This window comes from Flexistipes sp. (genome assembly GCF_036172515.1).
Classification (GTDB): Bacteria; Chrysiogenota; Deferribacteres; order Deferribacterales; family Flexistipitaceae; genus Flexistipes.
Genome location: NZ_JAXKVW010000005.1, coordinates 86,139 through 105,130 on the forward strand (window position 1 = coordinate 86,139; position 18,992 = coordinate 105,130).

Consider the following 18,992-nt stretch of genomic DNA (forward strand, 5'->3'; position numbering starts at 1 on the left):
GAGGAAAAGAATGAAAAGGATAAATATCGATTCCACAAGATTATGGCACACAATAATGGAAATGGCAAAAATAGGAGCCACCCCGAAGGGGGGTGTAAAAAGGCTTGCTCTTACAGAAACGGATAAGGCGGCAAGAGATCTATTCTGTTTTTGGGCGGAATCGGACGGATTTGAGTGCGAATATGACAGTATGGGTAATATTTACGTTACGCTTCGGGGAACATCAAAAGATCTGCAGCCGGTTTTGATTGGAAGCCATTTAGATACACAGCCCACCGGCGGCAAATTCGACGGTATTTATGGAGTCATGGCAGGATATGAGGTAATCAGAACAATAAAAGAGCAGGGGATCAAAACAAGCAGACCAATTACTGTAGTAAACTGGACTAATGAAGAAGGAGTGCGTTTTGCTCCGGCTATGGCAGGCTCTGGTGTTTTCTCCGGAGTTTATGCAGAAGAAGAGATATATAATTCTAAAGATAACAATGGCATGACATTCGAAGGTGAATTGGAAAAGATCGGTTACATGGGAAATAAAAAGTCTGTTGATTATAAGGCTGGTATTTATATAGAGCCGCACATAGAACAAGGACCGATACTTGAATCGGGAAACTATAAAATAGGTATAGTAAAAGGAGTGCAAGGGCAATTGAGTCTTGATGTATCCGTTATAGGCTTTGAGTCACATTCCGGATCGACTCCGATGAATATGCGTAAAGACGCATTAGTAAGTTCTTCCAGAATGTGTTTGGCATTAAACAGAATAGCAACAGAACAATTTCCCGGTTCCGTAGCTACTGTAGGGAGAATGATTGTTCAGCCGGGTGCACGAAATACAGTGCCGGGGAAAACATCTTTTACTATTGATATAAGACATCCCCGAAAAGAAATTTTATTTGAAATGGAAACAAAAATTAAGCAAAATTTTCAAAATATAGCTGATGAAACTGCCACTAAAGTAGAAATTAGGAAAGCATGGTTCACACCTCCTGTAGTTTTTGATAATATCTGTATTGAAACAATAAGAAAATCTACAGAATTTTTGGGCTATAATTTTAGGGAAATGGTTTCAGGTGCCGGTCATGATGCATGTATGGTCAACAATAAAATTCCCGGATGTATGATTTTTGTGCCCTGTGAAAAAGGAATCAGTCACAATGAGCTGGAAAAGGCCGTTCCTGAAGATCTGGCAGCCGGAGCTAATGTGTTGCTGTATTCTGTAATGGATTTTGCTGTATAAAATGATTCCGAGCCTGTAAAATAGATTATAATATGAACCCTGTGACTATCCAGGAAGAATAATATTGTTTGCCAACAATAGTGATCAGCGGGGCAAAGCTCAGGGTGATAATCAACCCCCGGCTAAAAATTTTAGTTTGCCCCTGAAACTTCTTTTTTTATATCTAATAATAACATTGAATATTATTGTGTATATGATTTCTGATTTCCACCTATATTTGTAAATACTGGCAAATGTATTTTGGGTCTAAAAATTATTTACCTAAATTGCAAATTTACAGAAATAACGTTGCACTATTCGTGAAAATCCCGATATTTAGATAAAGTATTGTCAAATAGCACAAGTGCAAAAATTTTGGGAGGTTGCTAAAAAAGGAAATCGTTTGAGAAAACCACTTAACTTGTTTGCACACAGTTGATTTATAGTGCAAAATGATGTAATTTTATTCATGAAGATTTTTAAATTTATTTATATACTTATTATTATAATTACCCCTTTTACAGCCGTTACTTCAACATCGATGATGGAAAATAAAAGTGTCAGCATCGGCGTTGTGGTGTATTCAGAGAATTTTTCGGCTTCTTTCAGAGGGCTCCGTGACGGTATCCGTGATTTAGGCCTTATTAATGTGAATTTTGAAGTGGAAAATCTTCATGGCGATCTGTCTGAAATTCCTGAAATTCTAAAAAAATTTAACAATAAGCGGATAAACATAGTTTTTGCTACCACCACCCCTGTAAATCAGGAAATTATGAAATACAATGATAAATATGGATTTGATGTTATATTCAATGAAGTTGCCGAACCTCTTTCCGCCGGACTTGTAAAATCTCTTGAAAAACCGGACAAAAACTTTACAGGTATCAGTCATATCGCTTTTAAACTTCTTTCGAAAAGATTTGAAATATTTACAGAAGTGTTTCCCGAAAGGGATAAAATACTCTGCTTTATCGATGAAAGGGATATTTTTGCGAAAAATCAATTTCAGTATCTGAAAACGTTTAGAAGATTTCATCCTGATGTAAAACTGATAAAAGTCAGAGTAAACAATTCGGCTGATTTTGCAGAAAAGCTGGGCAATCTAAATCTTAAAGACAGTTCAGAGTATGGTATTGTGATGATGCCGCATCCTTTATTTGTAAAAGAATTTGAAAGATTAAAGTCTTTTGCTATGAAAAAAAGAATACCTGTTATGGTTATCGACAATTCTCTTATCGATAAAGGCGGGGCGTTGGGGTATTCACCCACTTTTTATGATGTGGGCTATCAGTCAGCTTATATAGCTGCAAGCATCATAAACGGCCATAAAGCATCAGATGTGCCTGTTCAATTTCCTGATAAAATTCAGCTGGCACTAAATTTGAAAATTCTGAAAAAGATGGGAATAAAATTTAATGAAAGCTATCTCGCATATGCCAACAGGATTGTAAATGAGTAGGCTTTTTGTAGATATTTTGAAAAAATTTTTTCTGATTACAACAGTTCCGCTGCTTCTTCTTTTTCTTCTATATTTTTTCAACATGAGATCATTTTACTTTAACAATATTGAAGAAAGTATTTCCAAGGACATTTCCACACAAAAGGAAAGTATAAAATCAAAATTAGAGTCCATCCGGAAAATGGCCAAATTAGCCCTCTATTTAAACGGACAGGGTTCCGATGATGGCTTTAGTCATCTGAAAGGGCTTTTTTACCAGTTTAGCGAATTCAACGAGATGGTTGTTTATACCGACAGCGGTGACATTTTGTTTGGTCTGAACAAATATTACATCTTTCAGCCTGAGAATTTCAGTATTAATGAGTCACCCGAAATGTTCTATAAAAACGGTGATTACTATATGATGCAGAGAATTGAACTTGCAAACAGCAATCTCAATTTGGAATATACCATTTCGGCCAGAAAGTTTTTCCTCAAATTTGCCATGAAGATGCCTGAGGATTACAACTTCATTGTTTTGAACAGGAAAAATGAATTAATGTTTCACAACAAGTTACCCTTAACAAAATCTGAACAGAAACATGTGAAAAATTTGGTTGATGAGCTTGAAAAAAATAAAGAAGCCGGCAATGAATATACAATTTACCAGGAGAATTCGGTAGCCAAAATTTTTAATTTTTCAGGCTATCCCTTTAAGATAGGCATTGAGGTGGATAACAAGGTCATATTCGGGAAATTTTCCTCGGATATTCTTAATTTCGGACTAATGCTTTTGATTTTAATTGTGGCTGAAATCATTGCCACTTATGTGATGACAAAGAGGCTTTTAAAGCCGATAAATACAATTAATAAGATGTCTGCAAATATGGAAAGCGGAGAAACAGGTCTTGATATTTTAAATATGCCCAAAAATGAGCTGGGTGATCTGATGGTGAATATTCATTCGGCAGCCGACAGGATAAAAAATCTCCTTAAAGAGAAAGATGTGCAGCATAAAGAGATTTTGTCCCTTTACAATGAAAACAGAAGGCAGCTGGAAAAACTGGATAATCTTTTAAACAGTGTGGTGGACGGCGTTTATGTCGTTAACAGTGAGCTGAAAGTAACTTATATCAATGATTCCGAACTTTCTTTTCTTGGTATGAAAAGAGAGGATGTTGTTGGACAAAACTGTTATGGAATACTTTTTGGCAGAGAATCACCCTGCCGATTTTGTCCGCTCGTTGAAAACAATATCAGAGATAACGTCTCAGTTAATGATATAACTATGGCAGAGCTTGGCAGAAGTTATGATGAAAGAGAATATGTAAACATCTATTTTGTACCCTTTGGGGATGATGAGTATATTGTAAGTATTCACGATATTACAGAAATCAAAAAGGCTTTTAATGAAATAGCCGAGAAGGAAAGCCTTCTTTCCAACATATTTGATTCTTCAGAAGATATGATTTTCTTTAAGGATTTAAACGGTGTGTATGTGAAGACCAATGAAGCTTTTGACAGTATTTTCGGACTGATGAAGGATTATGCAATGGGTAAAACGGATTATGAAATTTTTGACGGCAGCATGGCAAAAGAATTCATCGATTTTGATAAAGAGGTAATAAATACCGGCAGTTCGGTCAAAAAGGAAGAAAGTTTTATATCCAGTCAGGGCAGCCCGGTTTATCTGGAAACGTTTAAGACTGTTGTGAAAGGTGAGTCGGGAGAAAGTCTGGGTATTCTCGGTATGGGCAGGGACATCACTGAGCGAAAAAATCTTGAAAAAGAACTCAGCCGTGAAAAGGACAAGCTTCTCATTACTCTGCGGAGTATCGGCGACGGGGTTATTGTGACGGACTATAATCAAAATGTTGAGATGCTTAATGATGTTGCGGTTGAGCTGACCGGCTATTCTGAAAGAGAGGCAAAGGGGAAACATATAAAGGATATATTTCATATCATCAGCGAAAAGACAGGAGAGGAAATCGAAAATCCTGTGGAGAAATGTATGGAAACCAAAAGCATATGCCAGCTTGAGAATCATACGCTGCTGATAAATAAAGATGAATATCCTGTAGTTATTGCTGACAGTGCCGCTCCTATAATCTATGATAATCTTGTTATCGGTGCTGTTTTGGTTTTCAGAGATGAAACAGAAAAAAGACAGATACAGTCGGAGATGATTAAAAAACAGAAGCTGGAATCCGTCGGTGTGCTGGCCGGCGGCATAGCACATGATTTTAACAATATACTGACTGCTATGTCCACATACAATACTCTGCTGGATATGTCTACTTCTGAAGAGGACAAAGCAAAGAAATATGTGAAAAATATGTCTAAGCTCATCAGCAGGGCTGAATTCCTTTCAAACAGACTTTTGACATTTGCCAAAGGCGGAGCACCTGTAAAACAATCAACAGATGTTTATTCAATTATTAAAGAAACTATAGATTTTGTTCTGGCGGGAACAGAAATTGATTACGTAATAAATGAGAGTGAAGACCTTTGGAAAGCTGAAGCTGACCCCAATCAGATTGCGCAGGTCTTTCACAATATTTTGATTAATGCAAGACATGCAATTGAAGGTGAAGGTTTAATAAAAGTTAATCTTGAAAACAGGATTATTGAAAAGGATACAAATATTTTGCAAAAGGGGGAATATGTACTCATTTCAATTGAGGATAATGGAAAAGGGATAAGCAAAGAACATCTTGAGAGGATATTTGAGCCTTTTTACACATCGAAAAGTGACGGAAGCGGACTCGGGCTTTCAATAGCTTATTCCGTGGTAAAAAATCACGACGGGCACATATATGTGGAATCGGAAGAGGGTAAGGGGACAACTTTTTATATTTACCTTAAAGCATTCGGCTAAATGTCGCCAATTTCCCTATTTTTAAAGAGCTATGGCAATTGCGGAACGGCTTTGGTGAGATAGTGAGAGGGTGAAGTGGGAAATAGAAGTTAAGGCAAAGGTTAAGGAAATTGATCAGGTTGAAATGGTTGAGTGAGAATTCAACATTGAAGGCACCTCACACCATGTGTTACGCATTACGCATCACTCATTACGGCTTTTAAGATATGTGAATTTTTAAGAATATTATGGATTTTTTGTAATTAACAGGTATTTTACTGTTACAAGAGCTTTGAATAAGTACCCCACCTGATCTCCCCTAAATTAGGGTAGGGATTGGGTGTGTTAAACATGATAATAATTACTTATTCAAGTTTCGCACTTCGTTTTGTCATTGCGAAACCCTGTGGAAACAGGGTTGTGGCAATCTCAAAACAAGAAAAGTAGAGAGATTGCTTCGTCGTTTTCACTCCTCTCAAAGACGTGAAAACAGTGCAAGTGCGAAAATTGAATTAATTATTCAAAACTCTTTATAAAAATGATTTCAAGGGGACTGAATGAATAATAACAACATAAAGAAAGAGCAGTACCTAATTGATGAGATAAAGGTCGGAGATACCTGGCGTATGTTTAAAATATTATCGGAGTTTGTTGAGGGTTTTGAAAATCTCAGTGATATTGAGCCGGCGGTGAGTGTGTTCGGGTCGGCAAGAGTGAAAGAGGATCATAACGATTATAAAAAGGCACGATTAATGGGAAGTATGCTTGCCGATAATGGTATCACTGTCCTGACCGGCGGTGGCCCCGGAGTCATGGAGGCGGCTAACCGTGGAGCAACGGAAGCGGGCGGCCAGTCGATAGGGGTCAATATTGAGCTTCCTTTTGAACAAAAACCCAATCCATATGCCAAAAAGGTAATTACGTTTAATTATTTTTTTGTAAGAAAAGTTATGCTGGTAAAATATGCCAGTGCCTTTGTTATTTTTCCCGGTGGTTTCGGCACAATGGATGAGCTGTTTGAAGCGATGACACTGATTCAGACACGTAAAATACTTCCTTTTCCGCTTATACTTGTTGAAAAGGATTACTGGAGCGGAATGATTAAATGGCTTGAAGATAAGATGGTGGGAAACAATTTTATTGGTGAAAGTGATCTTGATATTATAAAACTTATAGATGATCCATCGGAGATATTAGATTGTATCAAAAATTTTCTTAAAGTGTGATGTTTTATGAGAAAAATCATTTTTCTGATTAGTATGTCTGTTCTTTTATTAATGGGATGTGCAAAACCTTACAACAATTTTTCCTCTTATGTTTTTAATCCGGAAAATGAGCATGGGCGAGTATTGAAGTCAAAATATATAGATTCCCTGTACAGCGCTTATAAAGAGATTAATCAGAGAGCTATCCCTCTGCAGCAGCCTGGATTGGGGTTTACATCGGGGCAGAGATGCGGTGACTTGTGCAATAATGAAGCAGGAGATTTCTGGTTTTATATTGTGAGCCCCCATGAAAAACCTGTAAGCAGCGGAAGGTATGAATCAATCAACAGAAGGGCTTATGAGGTCTTCAGAAAAAAAGTGCCTGATATTATACATGCACTGAAATATGCGCCTTCGGAAAAATTGATTAAGGATGAGCATTTTGAGGGTATTATTATAGGTGCTACTTGGCCGGTCTACGGCAGTATAGGGGAGTATTTGAATCCTAAGAAATACGAAGAAGGCGATATTTTTATTCCTTTTGACCTGCTGGAAAAATATGTAAAATATGAAATTTACATGCGTGATCTGTTATGCGGCTCACATGTGTTTGCTTCAGATGCTGGAAAACAACCTGAGCCTGTTGATATATGCACATAAGTTTCTTAATAGTTAAAAAATAAATTAACTGTTGACATTTCCCTGTTATGTTCTAATTTACACAATAAAGAACGTAAGGGGGTAATTTATAATGAGTAAAACTTATGTAGTAGGCGATATTTTCAAGGTCAGGGATAATGCGTTGCAAATGGACAAATTTGTTGTGCTCACAAGAGCTCTGATGGATGCGGAGCATTTCTTCCTGGTCAGCGTAGGTTCTTTTGAACCCTGGAGCGAGAGAACTCTGACTTTTGAAAACAGATATGAGAAGACGAAACTTGATGAGTCCGAGATTCAGTATCTTGCGAACACTTCCAGAATTAAGCATATGGGTAATATGAATGATTACAGAAACAAAATTGTGGAAATTCTGAATATGAAAGAAGCTGTTTAAAAGGCCGTAATGCGTTATGCGTTATGCGTAACACATGGTGTGAGGTGTCTTCAATGTTGAATTCTCACTCAACCATTTCAACCTGATCAATGTCCTTTACCTTTACCTTTGCCTTAGCCTCTATTTTCCCATTTCCCCATCTCACTATTTCACTTACGGATGTCCTTTGTAATACTTGATGCCGGTGCTCAGATATTTTGAAATTGTGTTGAAAGCTTCTTTCAGCTTATTCTGATTGAGGAGGGAAAGTTTGTAAGGGTTCACATATTTGTCAGGAGAGTAGTTTCTTTTACTCTTGTTGATTTGTTCGTTCATTAAAATATCCACCACTGTTTCATAAGCCGATAGTACATTCTGCACGGTTTCTTCGGAAAGTATATTTTTTCTTCGCAAATGCTTAAGTCTTTCGACGGTATTCAGGTCATTCAGCTGTTTGCTTAAAGCGAATATTCTTGTGACATCAACAATAAATGTCAGTGCGGACATTTTTAAATTAAACTGGTCGGCATGCTCACCTTCTTTCTCAACCTGAAATTTGCCGAAAATCGAAAGCGGAATTTTCTGATTGGAATCCTTTTCCAGAAGCTGAATAAGAAAAATGGGTTTCTCCGCAATAAGTTTTAAAATTAGATTTTTAAGTTCCCATACCATCTGTTCACTGCCGCAGAAGCAGTCCATGTCAAAAATTATGGAAGATGTCAGAAAGCCCGTTTTGCCGGGATTGTTGAAAATATCCGTAATACTGTTTTTCCATTCGGAAAGTGTTTTAGACATATCGGGATTGGTCACCATAATATTCCCCGGGCACTTCTTGTAGCCCACATAGGCAAGATTGTTTACAAAATGTTCTCCGAATTCCATAAGTGCTGTTTTATCTTTTTCAGTTATATTGTCTTCAAAAATAAAACCGTTGTCCTGATCAGGATCGAGAAACATTTCTTTTCTCGCTCCGCTTCCCATTATGATAACCGATTGTGTGATTTCTGTAACATCTTTGCCGGCAATACTGCGGTATTCCTCCACCGTTATTTTGTATATTTTATTTTGAATAGACAGGTGCAGATTGGATAAAACGGGAAGTATTTCGCTGCTCTGCCTTGTGTTTTCCAAAAGATGAGCAGCAACACTTCCCAGCTCTCTGAATATATTTTTTAATTCTTCCTTTGTTGATGCCTGCTCGATGTGAAGGTTGTATATGTGTATATTTCTGTAGAGGATTTTCAGGATATCTTTGTTTGAAATAATTCCTTTTGCCTTATCTTTTTCCGTAATAACAGCATAATCTTTGTTTTTTGACTGCAATTCCGCCAGTACTTCCACCAGAGGGTATTCTTTCGGTACCGTGATAGGGTTGTTTTCAAGAAAATTTCTCACAGGCGACTGTATGGACATCTCTTTCATTCGGGGGAGTATTTCGTGAACTATATATTTGGACGTAATTAATCCTGCAAACTCATTGTTTTCTCCTGTAACTATTATGCTGCCGATTCTGTTTTCTGACATTATTCTGCTTGCATCCAAAAGGGTCTTTTCAGTGTTTATTGATATAACCGGTGATGTCATGTAGTTGGCAACAGGTTTATAACTGAAAGAAGGTGTTGAAAAACTGCTTTCCCCCTGTAGAAGCTGCAGCCTGCCTGAAACCATTCTATAAAACTTTTTTCTGAATTCTGCAGAATGCGAAAGAAGATTATAAATAGTGATTTCAGGAAAATAGATAAGCTCGGCATTTTCACCGGCTGTAGATGTCACACTGTATGTGGATTTGCCCAGAAAAGTGGTCAGTCCCACTATATCACCTTCTCTCAGGGTTGCCAGCTTGTCACGGCCGGTAATGTAGTCTATCTCGCCGGTCAGGATAAAATAAACCCCTTTATGGTATGTTTCCCCTTTTTTAAAAAGAATTTCGTCTTTTTCTATATCAACAAGGCTTATGCTTCTGAGTGTTTCTTCCAGCATATTATTATCCACAGATTCAAAAAGAAAATTTTCCGATAAAATGTTAATCAGTTTTGATACGTTAATCGTGATGTTAGATTTCATAGTGTCCCCTTGATTTTAATAGTATTCAGCTTATCCTGCCGGGTAGTCAACTATTTTTTAAAAATGTTATAAAATGGTAAAATAAAATAAATTATTTATAAAAAAGTAAAAAAATGATTCAAATAGCCCAAAACTGTTAACTATTATTTCAAAATTAAGAAAACAAACTGCATATATAGTTTAAAAATTATTAACAAATTGTATACAGTATGTCAAGATAACTGCTTAAAAATAATTATTTTCTTTTAACAGCAATGATTAATATAAATCCATAATATTTTTTGCATTGACAATATGTGAAATATTCTTTATTAACTTCTTGTATAAACATAATAATGTTTTAAAAATAAAGTTTAAGGAGGTGTGTTGTAGCTTTGTCTTATTTCTTTAGCAAATATTTTAAAATTAAGGAGGCATTATGAATCTGAAAGAAACAGTTAATTCAGAAAAGTTTAAGAAGATTGTTGCCCTGAGATGGGGTATAAGCATTGCGATGCTTATTATTCTGTTTGTTTTATATTACGGTTATGTTTTAACGATTGCATGGAATCCTGAATTTATGGCTAAGAAAATAGGTGAAAATTATAATGTCGGCATTGTTTCCGGAGTTGTAGTGATAGTCGGTGCTTGGTTGATGACTGTTATATACGTAAGCTGGGCTAATTCCAAATACGATAAGGTGGTGGAAGAGCTCAAGCAGGATATTGACTAAAGGAGGGGGAATTTATGAATGGACTTGAAAATACTTCATTGGGCGAGCCCAATGCTATTGCGATATTGTTTTTTGCTTTGGTAGTACTTGGAACTTTGGTTATTACTTACTTTGCAGCAAAGAAAACGAAAAGTACCAGTGAGTACTATGCTGCCGGGAGAAGTATCACAGGTTTTCAAAATGGTTTGGCCTTATCCGGCGATTATATGTCGGCGGCGTCTTTTTTGGGTATTTCCGGTATAGTTGCTTTACAGGGGTATGATGGTTTTATATATGCTGTCGGTTATCTTGTCGGCTGGCCTGCACTTATGTTTCTTATTGCTGAACCGCTCAGAAATCTCGGTAAATTTACTTTTACCGATGTGGTTGCTTTCAGACTCAATAAAGGACCTATAAGGATTGCAGCATCTATAGGCGGACTGCTGGTTGTATTGTTCTACACGATTGCACAGATGGTTGGATCCGGTAAACTTGTTGAATTGATGTTCGGTATGCCTTATGAAATGGCTGAAATAATTGTGGGCTTTGTAATGCTTCTTTATGTTCTGTTCGGGGGAATGCTTGCAACCACATGGGTTCAGATTATTAAAGCATGTTTGCTGCTGTTTGGTGTTACTCTTCTTACAATTCTAACTCTTGCACAGTTTAACTTTAATCCCGGTATTATTTTCAGTGAAGTTCAGAGTATGTACGGTGAGCAGATGCTTACACCGGGCGGACTGGTAACAGGAGGGCTGGACGCATTTTCTCTGGGACTTGCTCTTATGTTCGGACTTTTGGGTCTGCCTCACATTCTTATGAGATTTTATACTGTTCCGGATGCAAAAGAAGCAAGGAAATCTGTTTCATGGGCCACAACTTTTATCGGGTATTTTTATCTGATAATACCCATTGTCGGTTTCGGTGCGGCTGTATTAGTTAAAAAGAGTGTTATTGCAAGTGTGGACAAAGGCGGTAATATGGCGGCTCCGCTGCTTTCAGAACTTTTGGGCGGTACACCTTTCTTAGGTTTTATTGCGGCTGTAGCTTTCGCCACGATTCTGGCGGTTGTTGCAGGACTCACACTCGCCGCAGCATCAGCACTTTCACACGATATATATGTGAATGTAATTAAAAAAGGAGATGCGACAGAAGCTGAACAGGTGAAATCGGCACGTATTGCTACAATTATTTTCGGTGTTGTAGCTGTGGGGCTCGGAATTCTTTTTAAGGGTCAGAATGTCGCTTTTCTTGTGGGCCTTGCATTTGCAATTGCGGCAAGTGCCAACTTTCCGTCCTTACTTCTTTCCATCCTTTGGAGAAGGTTTTCCACCCAGGGCGCTGTCTGGTCTATTATTGCCGGCGGTTTAACGGCTACAATTCTTATTATACTCAGTCCGACAGTGTGGGTTTCGATTTTAGGATACGAGGAAGCTATTTTTCCTCTTAAAAATCCGGCAGTTGTTTCCATGACAGTTGCATTTACCACTGCTATTGTTGTTTCGTTGCTGACTCCTGAAGAGAAAGCACAGACAATGTTTGACGAGGAAAAAGCCAGAACCTACCTTGGAGTGGGAGCTGAATAAATTTTAAAGCGGCCGTAATGGCCGCTTTTTTTTATCTGGTTAGCGAATGAAGTTTTTCGGGCAGCCCCAATCTTTTAATTTTTTCCACACATCTGATAAAAATAAAGGCTGTGTTTATGGCATCATACAGCGCCCTGTGTCTGTAATGTTCGTCATTGCCAAACATATTCTCTGTGTGGAGTCCTTTTACTGCTTCTTCAGTAAGCTCGTGGAGGCTGAAATAATCTATAAGCCTGTCTAAATTATACCTGCCGATTTCAGGAAAGAGTAGTCTTGTTAAAGAGAGTGTATCGAGAATATTCACTATACTGCACTGCATGTTATGTTCTTTCATAAAATAGTCTATGAATTTGAAGTCAAATTTTGCATTGTGTGCAACCACGACTGAGTTTTCAGTAAATTCTGCAAATTCTGGCAGAACTTCACTGATATCAGGAGCATGAATAACCTTTTCATTGCTTATTTTGTGAATTTTGTAGGCGCTGTAAGGTATCCTTATTTTAGGGTTGATAAGCCGGGTAAATGTACTGCTCAGATCGAGGTTAAGACCTTTTCTTACTTTTACTGCCCCGATTTCAACAAGTTTTGCTCCTTTGTAAGGGCTCAGGCCGGTGGTTTCCGTATCGAAGACGGTAAATTCAAGCTCAGAGAGAGGGGCGTTATGTATAGATGCGTTCATAAAGTTTTATAAAACCCTCGAGACTTATTTGTTCGGCTCTTATTGACTTGTTGGCAAAAAGTTCCTCAAGAATATTTTCTATATCAGTTATATCATTCTTCAGATTGTTTTTTAAAGTCTTTCTTTTGGTGACGAACGATTTTTTTACCATCTCAAGAAATTTCTTCTCTCTGTTACTGTCCTGAAAATATCTCTTTCTTGGTGTGAAGACTAAAACGGTTGAGTTCACTTTGGTTTTCGGCCAGAAATTTCCGCCGCCGATGTTTCTGATTTTTTTTATGTCGAAAAAATACCGTGATATTACGGAAATCCATGAATAATCTTTCGTGTTGGGAACGGCATTAATTCTTGAGGCAACCTCTTTTTGAAACATAAATACCATTTTATCAATCCGTTCGTGAAAAGCGGTAGTTTTCATGAGAATTTTTGTGGAAAGATTGTAGGGCAGATTACCGGCAAAAGAGAATCGCGGCGGGAGCTGGTATTTGTCAATATTGAGAAAATCGTCATGGATAATTTCAAGGTTGTCGTAGAAAAAAAGGTAGCGTTCAAGAAAATCCACAAGCTTTTTATCTATTTCCACAGCCGTAACATGTGCTCCCTTTTCAAGAAATTTCAAAGTTAATGCACCGCATCCAGGGCCTATTTCCACAATATTTTTTTCATCACTTATCTCGAGAGATTCGACTATTTCGTTTAAATAGTGGTCATTCACCAGAAAATGCTGGCCGAAGTTTTTGTCTGTGTGTCCGAATTCATCCCTGAATATTTTTGTTAGCTTTAGCATTTTTCACCATTTTGTCAGCTGTTTTTACCGCCTGAATAAGGCTGTTTTCGCTTGCAATACTTTTTCCCGCAATGTCGTAAGCTGTACCGTGATCCACACTGGTTCTTGTTATAGGAAGGTTCAGTGTAACATTGACGGCCTCTGAAAAACATTTCATTTTCAGCGGTATCAGCCCCTGATCATGGTACATTGCAATGAAAAAGTCATATCTGTTCAGATTTTTCTCAGTAAAAAGACTGTCCGCCGCAAAGGGGCCCTCAATATTAATTCCCAAATTTTCAGCTTCTCCGATTACAGGGGCAATGATTTCCTGCTCCTCAAAACCTATTACACCTTCATCTCCGCTGTGAGGGTTCAGCCCCGACAGGGCAATCTTTGGCTCCGGAGTACCGAACAGTCTGCCGGCATTGTGCGTATTTATTATAGTTTTCAGAAGTTTATCCGGCTTTATTTTGTCGGGCACTTCTCTTAGGGGAATGTGAGTAGTTGCCAGTACCACCTTCATATACTCACACATCAGCATCATCGAATAATCGGGACTGTTTGTTAATTCGGCCAGGAAATCGGTGTGACCTTTGTAATCATAACCTGCCATCTGAATGGATTTTTTATTTATAGGGCAGGTGCACAAAGCGTCTGCCTCGCCATTCTGTATCAGTTCGACAGCATTTTTTATGTATAGAATAGAGGCTTCACCTGCGGATTTATCCGTGACACCCGTGGGAAAGTTAAAACCGGAAAATTTATCCTCTTCTAATATATCTATGTTTGACGGTATCTTTTTTATCCACTTTAGCAGCAAATGTCTGTTACCGGATATTGTTATATGATAATTATCCGTTATCCAGGTATGGTTTAGCAGTTTTGCCGTTATTTCAGGGCCAATACCTGCAGGGTCTCCCATTGTTATAACAATTCTCGATTTGTTCATAATGCTCCTTTAGATTTTAATATACAGACAGGATGAATAAAGTCAAAAAATTTGTTAAGTTTGTGAAATGAATGGGATCGGGATGGCGGGATTTGAACCCACGACCTCTGGTACCCGAAACCAGCGCGCTACCAAACTGCGCTACATCCCGAAGTACTGTTATGTATAACAATTTTAATAATTTTCCAAGTAAAAATTAATAAAAACTGCCTAATGCTGTCAAGACAACAGTTCTTTTTCTAACCCGGATATCATGATTAATCAGTATGATTTGCTGCCAGGTTCCTGTAAGAATTTTACCATTTTGTACAGGCAAGGTGATTGATGGCCCCAGTATTGATGCCTGGAGGTGGCTGTGGCCGTTACCGTCATTCCATGTTTTGTGATGTTCGTAATTTTTACCTTCAGGAGCAAGTTGATGAAAAAGTTGCCTTAGATCTTTCACTGTTCCGGGTTCGTATTCTGTTGTGGTGACTGAGGCTGTGGAGCCTTTTGCAAATACGTTAACTGTTCCTTCCATAAAACCGCATTTTTCTACAAAATCACTAATTTTACCGGTAATATCTGCAACTGAAAAGCCTGACTCCATCTGTATGGAAAATGTATCAGTAGCTGTGATTTTCACTATTAACCCTCCTGACTAAAATCTATCTGGATTTGCAATGTATCAGGATAATAGAATTATGAAAATCTTACAAGTATGTCACTTCTACCATTTGTTGAGTTATAAGATGTTTGAATGATTCTAGAAGCAAAGCTTTAGCCCTACAGATGTACAGGACTCTGTTTGAAAACAAAATGTACTCCCTCTGCTTCTTTCCCTAATCCTGGAGAAGAAGAAAGATTTCGAGCACCGAGTACATAAATTCATATGCGATCAGTACTTGAATAGGATAGTGTACTTACTCAAAGGTCTGATTTTTTGAATAATTTGAAAGTAAAAAACTGAAATATTTTAGGGGAAAAACAATTATATGTTTAAAAATATTGGAAGAACTTCCTATTTTACAGTTGACAATAAGGCCAAAAAATCGTATAAGCCTTTCACACAATATGCTGTGCTGTTACTGATATACAGTAGTTTCAAACCTTTTGCCTGGGTGGTGGAACTGGTAGACACGCAAGACTAAGGATCTTGTGGCCGTAATCGGCTGTGGGGGTTCGAGTCCCCCCTCAGGCACTATTATTCCTCTTTATTACCAATAACTTAATTTTTGGGCTAACCTCATTGTGCTATTTTTGTGCTATTTTGGTTTCCGTGATCAAGGCTAATCAGTGAACTTATGTTTGGTTTTGCCTGGTTATTTTTTATAAATCTGCCGTATACTCTGAATAACATTTCGAAGCTTGCATGTCCTAATTGACTGCAGATAAAATTGATATTATCATCAGCAAGCAAGCTTAGAACGGCATATGTGTGTCTTGCCTGATACATTATTCGGTATTCCAGCCCAAGCCTTTTCAGCATTGGTTCCCAAGCGTATTCTCTTATTGCTGTTGAACTGTCATAAGGTTTTCCGTACTGATTAATAAATACGAAATCACTTTTCATGAAAGAATATTTTTTGTGTACTTTTAATGCCTGCAAAACTTCATCCGTCAATACCACATGGCGCTTTGAACCGACTGTTTTTACCGTGTCCAGATCGCCGCTTGTCATCCGTTCTCTCACATGATAAGTCCCTCTGTTAAAATCCACGTTCTGCCATTTCATGGCGAGGACTTCGCCCATCCGCATACCTGTCATGAAAAGTACGGCGTAAAAAGCATAAAAGCGGTGATAGTGTTTGTAAGCATAGTTTAGTATCAAGGATACTTCTTCGGCTGTGAACGGTTCTATTTCCGATTTTTCCACTCGAAGATTTTTTACCCTTTTTGAAGGATTTTCTTCTATGTATTCCCTATCATAAGCCAGTTCAAGTATGCGTCTAACCGCTATAAGTTTATTGTTTATGGTTTTGTTATTGAGTTCCTTGTCCATCAGGTGGATAATGTAGTCTTCAACATCAATACGCTTAATCTTATGAACATACATATCACCGAAAAATTCAACAGCATATTTCATGGAACTCTTATAGCCCTTCAAAGTTGTATTTTTCAGTCTTAATTTCTTCTGCCTTTTGTACCATTCTTCGGCAAGTTCAGAGAACTTTATCCTCGGTACCTCTTCTTCAGGCACTTCTTTCTGGATACCTAATTTCTCCAGATTCGGTGAATCAGGAAACCACTTCAGATAGTCAAACGTGTCTTCTCTTAACTGTCTTTTCAGTCTTTTAAAGTCAAATCTGGCTTCTTCAATGTTTTCTTTTGTATTCTCCAAACCCGTTGATTCCCTGACCTGTCTCTCTTTATAGTTAAATCGGTACCATATTGTTTTGCCGCGTACAAATAGACCCATACCGACCTCCAGCTACACCTGAAGGCCAAAATGTTGGAGTAGGGCATTTTTGCGGAATAACAGTTTTCGGCCAACTCTTATGTAATGTTTGCCTTCTCCCAGTTTGCCTTGGGATTTGAGATTTCTGAGATGCTGCTGGTGTACTTTGAAGAATTTTGCAGCTTCACCTGTAGTAAGTAATTCGTCATTGTCGTCATTAAATCTTCTTTCATACTGTTTGATAATCAGTTGCAGTTTCAGAATCTCTTCGGTAACGTCTGCTAATGTTCTTCTGCCGTTAACTACTGTTTCCGCATAATACCTTTGTGCTGAACTGAAATCAGCACTTCCTGATCCCTGCGTGCCACCTATTGAGTTTTCAAACAACTCATCTTCTTTCTTACCGGATTTCTCTGAATAAATGCAAGTGTTTTTCATAAAGCGCCCTCCTTAATCATCAAAAAAGAGAGGGGTCAATCTTTTTCTTTTTTTTATTGGGAGTATGGATCAGGACATTAAAAACTATGTTGGGGGTAAAATTTTACCGTATTTTCTTCTCCAGATTTTAATATTATTATATTCTTCTTTTGTAACAGTTATTTTTTTATTTCCGTCTACTGATTGCATTATTTTTGGCACATCATAAACAAGTTCAGTCTTACAGATAGCTTTAAATAGTTTATTGACCGCGTAGAAATTATCTTTCAGGTAAGACTTTGAGATACTTCCCTTCCAGCATTCATTCTTAAGGTGGTTATAATAAGCATTTTTGTGGTCATAGTTTATTTTATCCAAATGTTTTATGTCAGGATAATTGTCCTGCATGAATTCTAAAAAATGTCTTATTAGTCGGTTTACTTGTTTCATATTTGAGTTCGAACCAGTTATTCTGTGTTTCCTGCAAAATTCTTCAAAAAGTTTATTAACACTCATTATCGCCCCCTATATAAAAATTGGTAATGTCAACACGATGATGACCTAATTCCTCACTTATAATAAGACGTATCTGATAATCCTTTTCTTTATCAATAAAAGTTTCTCCGTTGCTTTTAACCGGCGGTTCGTATCCTGTCAGTTCTTTATATCTGGATTGTGCATAATGATGTCTTTCACCGTGAAAATTGTATTTAAGCCCGATCTCTTTATTGAATTCCTTGACCGTGTTGTAAGCAAAGTGTCGCCATTCCTTGAAACTCATGCCGTCAGGTATTAATGATGTCTTTAGATTGGATTCTTTACGAAAATCTTTTACCTCACGTACCAGTTCCCTCTGTTTTTCTGTGGACTGCACTCTTCGAAGCTGGCCTCCTTTTGTGCCCTTTCTTATATTTAAATTACCATTTCTTTGCAGTTCTTTGCCTGAAAATAAGGCCGACTCTTTAAATCGTAACCCGATCCCCCTCTGTAACTCAACTTGCAGTCTGAGGGCTTCATAACGGGCGTCACCGTGATTAATATAACTCTTTGTAAGAAAGTCCGAGAATTTATTGTGTATATCTGCTGACACACTTTTATCAATATTGTTAAAACGATGACCCCGGTTCAGACCGTATTCTTTTGCTGAAATCTTAAGATCATCACGATAATAATGAGTAAAGACTGTATTAAGTGAAGATATAATATTTGTAGTGTGCCCGGCTGATATTTCACCATTTTCCCGTTTTTCTAATAGCCTGTGTGCAAAATCGGCCATTTGCAACGAATCAAGGCGGGATATATTTTTCAGACCATATTCTTCTTTGGCGAAATTAGCCAGCATTCGGATAGATTGGGCAGATTTCTGTATTGTTTCTTCGTTGCCCGACTTTACAACCTGCATGGCAAGGCGGAAGCTTGCTGCTTTTCGAGATAAATCTTTTTCCCCGATAAAATTACGCTTTATTTTTGACATAACAGCCCTCCCTTCATTTATGTGAAGAAAAGGAGTCAAGGAAATACTAAATTAATTAAGAAAAGTAGGGTCATCACCCTGCTGATATTGTCTGTGAAGGTCATATGCAGATTATACGCTGCCCAGTAAATTTATATTAGCGATATCCTCCTGGTTTCGGGCACCAAGAAAGCCTGTATAATCTATATATGAACCCGTCTCCGGGATTATAAAGGGAAGTCAGACATTATCATG

General features: G+C 37.7%; 18 protein-coding genes and 2 tRNA genes. 10 read left to right on the top strand and 10 right to left on the bottom strand.

Annotated elements, in window-relative coordinates:
• The first annotated feature begins 10 nt into the window (after positions 1-10).
• The 6 genes from UMU13_RS05415 (at position 11) to UMU13_RS05440 (ending at position 7,773) form a co-directional block, all read left to right on the top strand.
• Complete coding sequence (locus UMU13_RS05415; protein ID WP_328217645.1) at positions 11-1,240, top strand: Zn-dependent hydrolase; 1,230 nt, start codon at positions 11-13, stop codon at positions 1,238-1,240.
• A gap of 448 nt (positions 1,241-1,688) precedes the next feature.
• Entirely contained in the window at positions 1,689-2,678 is a 990-nt protein-coding gene (locus tag UMU13_RS05420) for an ABC transporter substrate-binding protein (protein WP_328217646.1), read from the top strand.
• On the top strand, positions 2,671-5,535 hold the full coding sequence (locus tag UMU13_RS05425; protein ID WP_328217647.1) for a PAS domain-containing protein: 2,865 nt from the start codon (positions 2,671-2,673) through the stop codon (positions 5,533-5,535). The genes UMU13_RS05420 and UMU13_RS05425 overlap by 8 nt, the downstream gene beginning before the upstream one ends.
• A gap of 536 nt (positions 5,536-6,071) precedes the next feature.
• Complete coding sequence (locus UMU13_RS05430) at positions 6,072-6,740, top strand: TIGR00730 family Rossman fold protein (protein WP_328217648.1); 669 nt, start codon at positions 6,072-6,074, stop codon at positions 6,738-6,740.
• Between the two features lie 6 nt (positions 6,741-6,746).
• Complete coding sequence (locus UMU13_RS05435) at positions 6,747-7,379, top strand: hypothetical protein (RefSeq protein ID WP_328217649.1); 633 nt, start codon at positions 6,747-6,749, stop codon at positions 7,377-7,379.
• 91 nt (positions 7,380-7,470) lie between these two features.
• Positions 7,471-7,773, top strand: coding sequence for a hypothetical protein (locus tag UMU13_RS05440; RefSeq protein ID WP_328217650.1), 303 nt, complete (start codon positions 7,471-7,473; stop codon positions 7,771-7,773).
• A 153-nt stretch (positions 7,774-7,926) separates the two neighbouring features.
• Here UMU13_RS05440 and UMU13_RS05445 read toward each other — a convergent pair whose 3' ends face one another.
• Complete coding sequence (locus UMU13_RS05445) at positions 7,927-9,816, bottom strand: putative nucleotidyltransferase substrate binding domain-containing protein (RefSeq protein WP_328217651.1); 1,890 nt, start codon at positions 9,814-9,816, stop codon at positions 7,927-7,929.
• 418 nt (positions 9,817-10,234) lie between these two features.
• Here UMU13_RS05445 and UMU13_RS05450 point away from each other — a divergent pair, with 418 nt between their 5' ends.
• Both UMU13_RS05450 and UMU13_RS05455 read left to right on the top strand, forming a co-directional pair.
• Positions 10,235-10,528, top strand: a complete 294-nt coding sequence (locus UMU13_RS05450; protein WP_013886755.1) for a DUF485 domain-containing protein — start codon at positions 10,235-10,237, stop codon at positions 10,526-10,528.
• Between the two features lie 14 nt (positions 10,529-10,542).
• The gene (locus tag UMU13_RS05455; protein ID WP_328217653.1) at positions 10,543-12,093 is read left to right on the top strand and encodes a solute symporter family protein; all 1,551 of its coding nucleotides are present in this window, start codon (positions 10,543-10,545) and stop codon (positions 12,091-12,093) included.
• A gap of 31 nt (positions 12,094-12,124) precedes the next feature.
• On the opposite strand, the gene UMU13_RS05460 is transcribed toward UMU13_RS05455, so the two are convergent.
• From UMU13_RS05460 to UMU13_RS05480, 5 genes are all read right to left on the bottom strand, one after another.
• Positions 12,125-12,772, bottom strand: a complete 648-nt coding sequence (locus UMU13_RS05460; protein ID WP_328217655.1) for a 3'-5' exonuclease — start codon at positions 12,770-12,772, stop codon at positions 12,125-12,127.
• Positions 12,753-13,559: a 16S rRNA (adenine(1518)-N(6)/adenine(1519)-N(6))-dimethyltransferase RsmA gene (gene rsmA / locus UMU13_RS05465; RefSeq protein WP_328217656.1), complete on the bottom strand. Its 807-nt coding sequence runs from the start codon at positions 13,557-13,559 to the stop codon at positions 12,753-12,755. Before rsmA ends, UMU13_RS05460 begins: the two co-directional genes overlap by 20 nt.
• On the bottom strand, positions 13,528-14,490 hold the full coding sequence (gene pdxA / locus UMU13_RS05470) for a 4-hydroxythreonine-4-phosphate dehydrogenase PdxA (RefSeq protein WP_328217657.1): 963 nt from the start codon (positions 14,488-14,490) through the stop codon (positions 13,528-13,530). The genes rsmA and pdxA overlap by 32 nt, the downstream gene beginning before the upstream one ends.
• Before the next feature lie 77 nt (positions 14,491-14,567).
• Positions 14,568-14,641 (bottom strand) — tRNA-Pro (locus UMU13_RS05475).
• A gap of 45 nt (positions 14,642-14,686) precedes the next feature.
• On the bottom strand, positions 14,687-15,115 hold the full coding sequence (locus tag UMU13_RS05480; protein WP_328217658.1) for a secondary thiamine-phosphate synthase enzyme YjbQ: 429 nt from the start codon (positions 15,113-15,115) through the stop codon (positions 14,687-14,689).
• Between the two features lie 349 nt (positions 15,116-15,464).
• Between UMU13_RS05480 and UMU13_RS05485 the strand changes: the two genes are divergently transcribed.
• Both UMU13_RS05485 and UMU13_RS05490 read left to right on the top strand, forming a co-directional pair.
• Positions 15,465-15,620: a hypothetical protein gene (locus UMU13_RS05485; protein ID WP_328217660.1), complete on the top strand. Its 156-nt coding sequence runs from the start codon at positions 15,465-15,467 to the stop codon at positions 15,618-15,620.
• Positions 15,585-15,670, top strand: a tRNA-Leu gene (locus UMU13_RS05490). The genes UMU13_RS05485 and UMU13_RS05490 overlap by 36 nt, the downstream gene beginning before the upstream one ends.
• A 45-nt stretch (positions 15,671-15,715) precedes the next feature.
• Here UMU13_RS05490 and UMU13_RS05495 read toward each other — a convergent pair.
• From UMU13_RS05495 to UMU13_RS05510, 4 genes are all read right to left on the bottom strand, one after another.
• The gene (locus UMU13_RS05495) at positions 15,716-16,888 is read right to left on the bottom strand and encodes a tyrosine-type recombinase/integrase (protein ID WP_328217661.1); all 1,173 of its coding nucleotides are present in this window, start codon (positions 16,886-16,888) and stop codon (positions 15,716-15,718) included.
• A gap of 12 nt (positions 16,889-16,900) precedes the next feature.
• On the bottom strand, positions 16,901-17,305 hold the full coding sequence (locus tag UMU13_RS05500) for a helix-turn-helix domain-containing protein (RefSeq protein WP_328217662.1): 405 nt from the start codon (positions 17,303-17,305) through the stop codon (positions 16,901-16,903).
• An 84-nt stretch (positions 17,306-17,389) separates the two neighbouring features.
• Complete coding sequence (locus tag UMU13_RS05505; RefSeq protein ID WP_328217663.1) at positions 17,390-17,800, bottom strand: phage integrase SAM-like domain-containing protein; 411 nt, start codon at positions 17,798-17,800, stop codon at positions 17,390-17,392.
• Positions 17,790-18,758 (bottom strand): integrase domain-containing protein, encoded by a 969-nt coding sequence (locus UMU13_RS05510; protein ID WP_328217664.1) that lies wholly within the window; start codon positions 18,756-18,758, stop codon positions 17,790-17,792. The genes UMU13_RS05505 and UMU13_RS05510 overlap by 11 nt, the downstream gene beginning before the upstream one ends.
• Positions 18,759-18,992 lie beyond the last annotated feature (234 nt).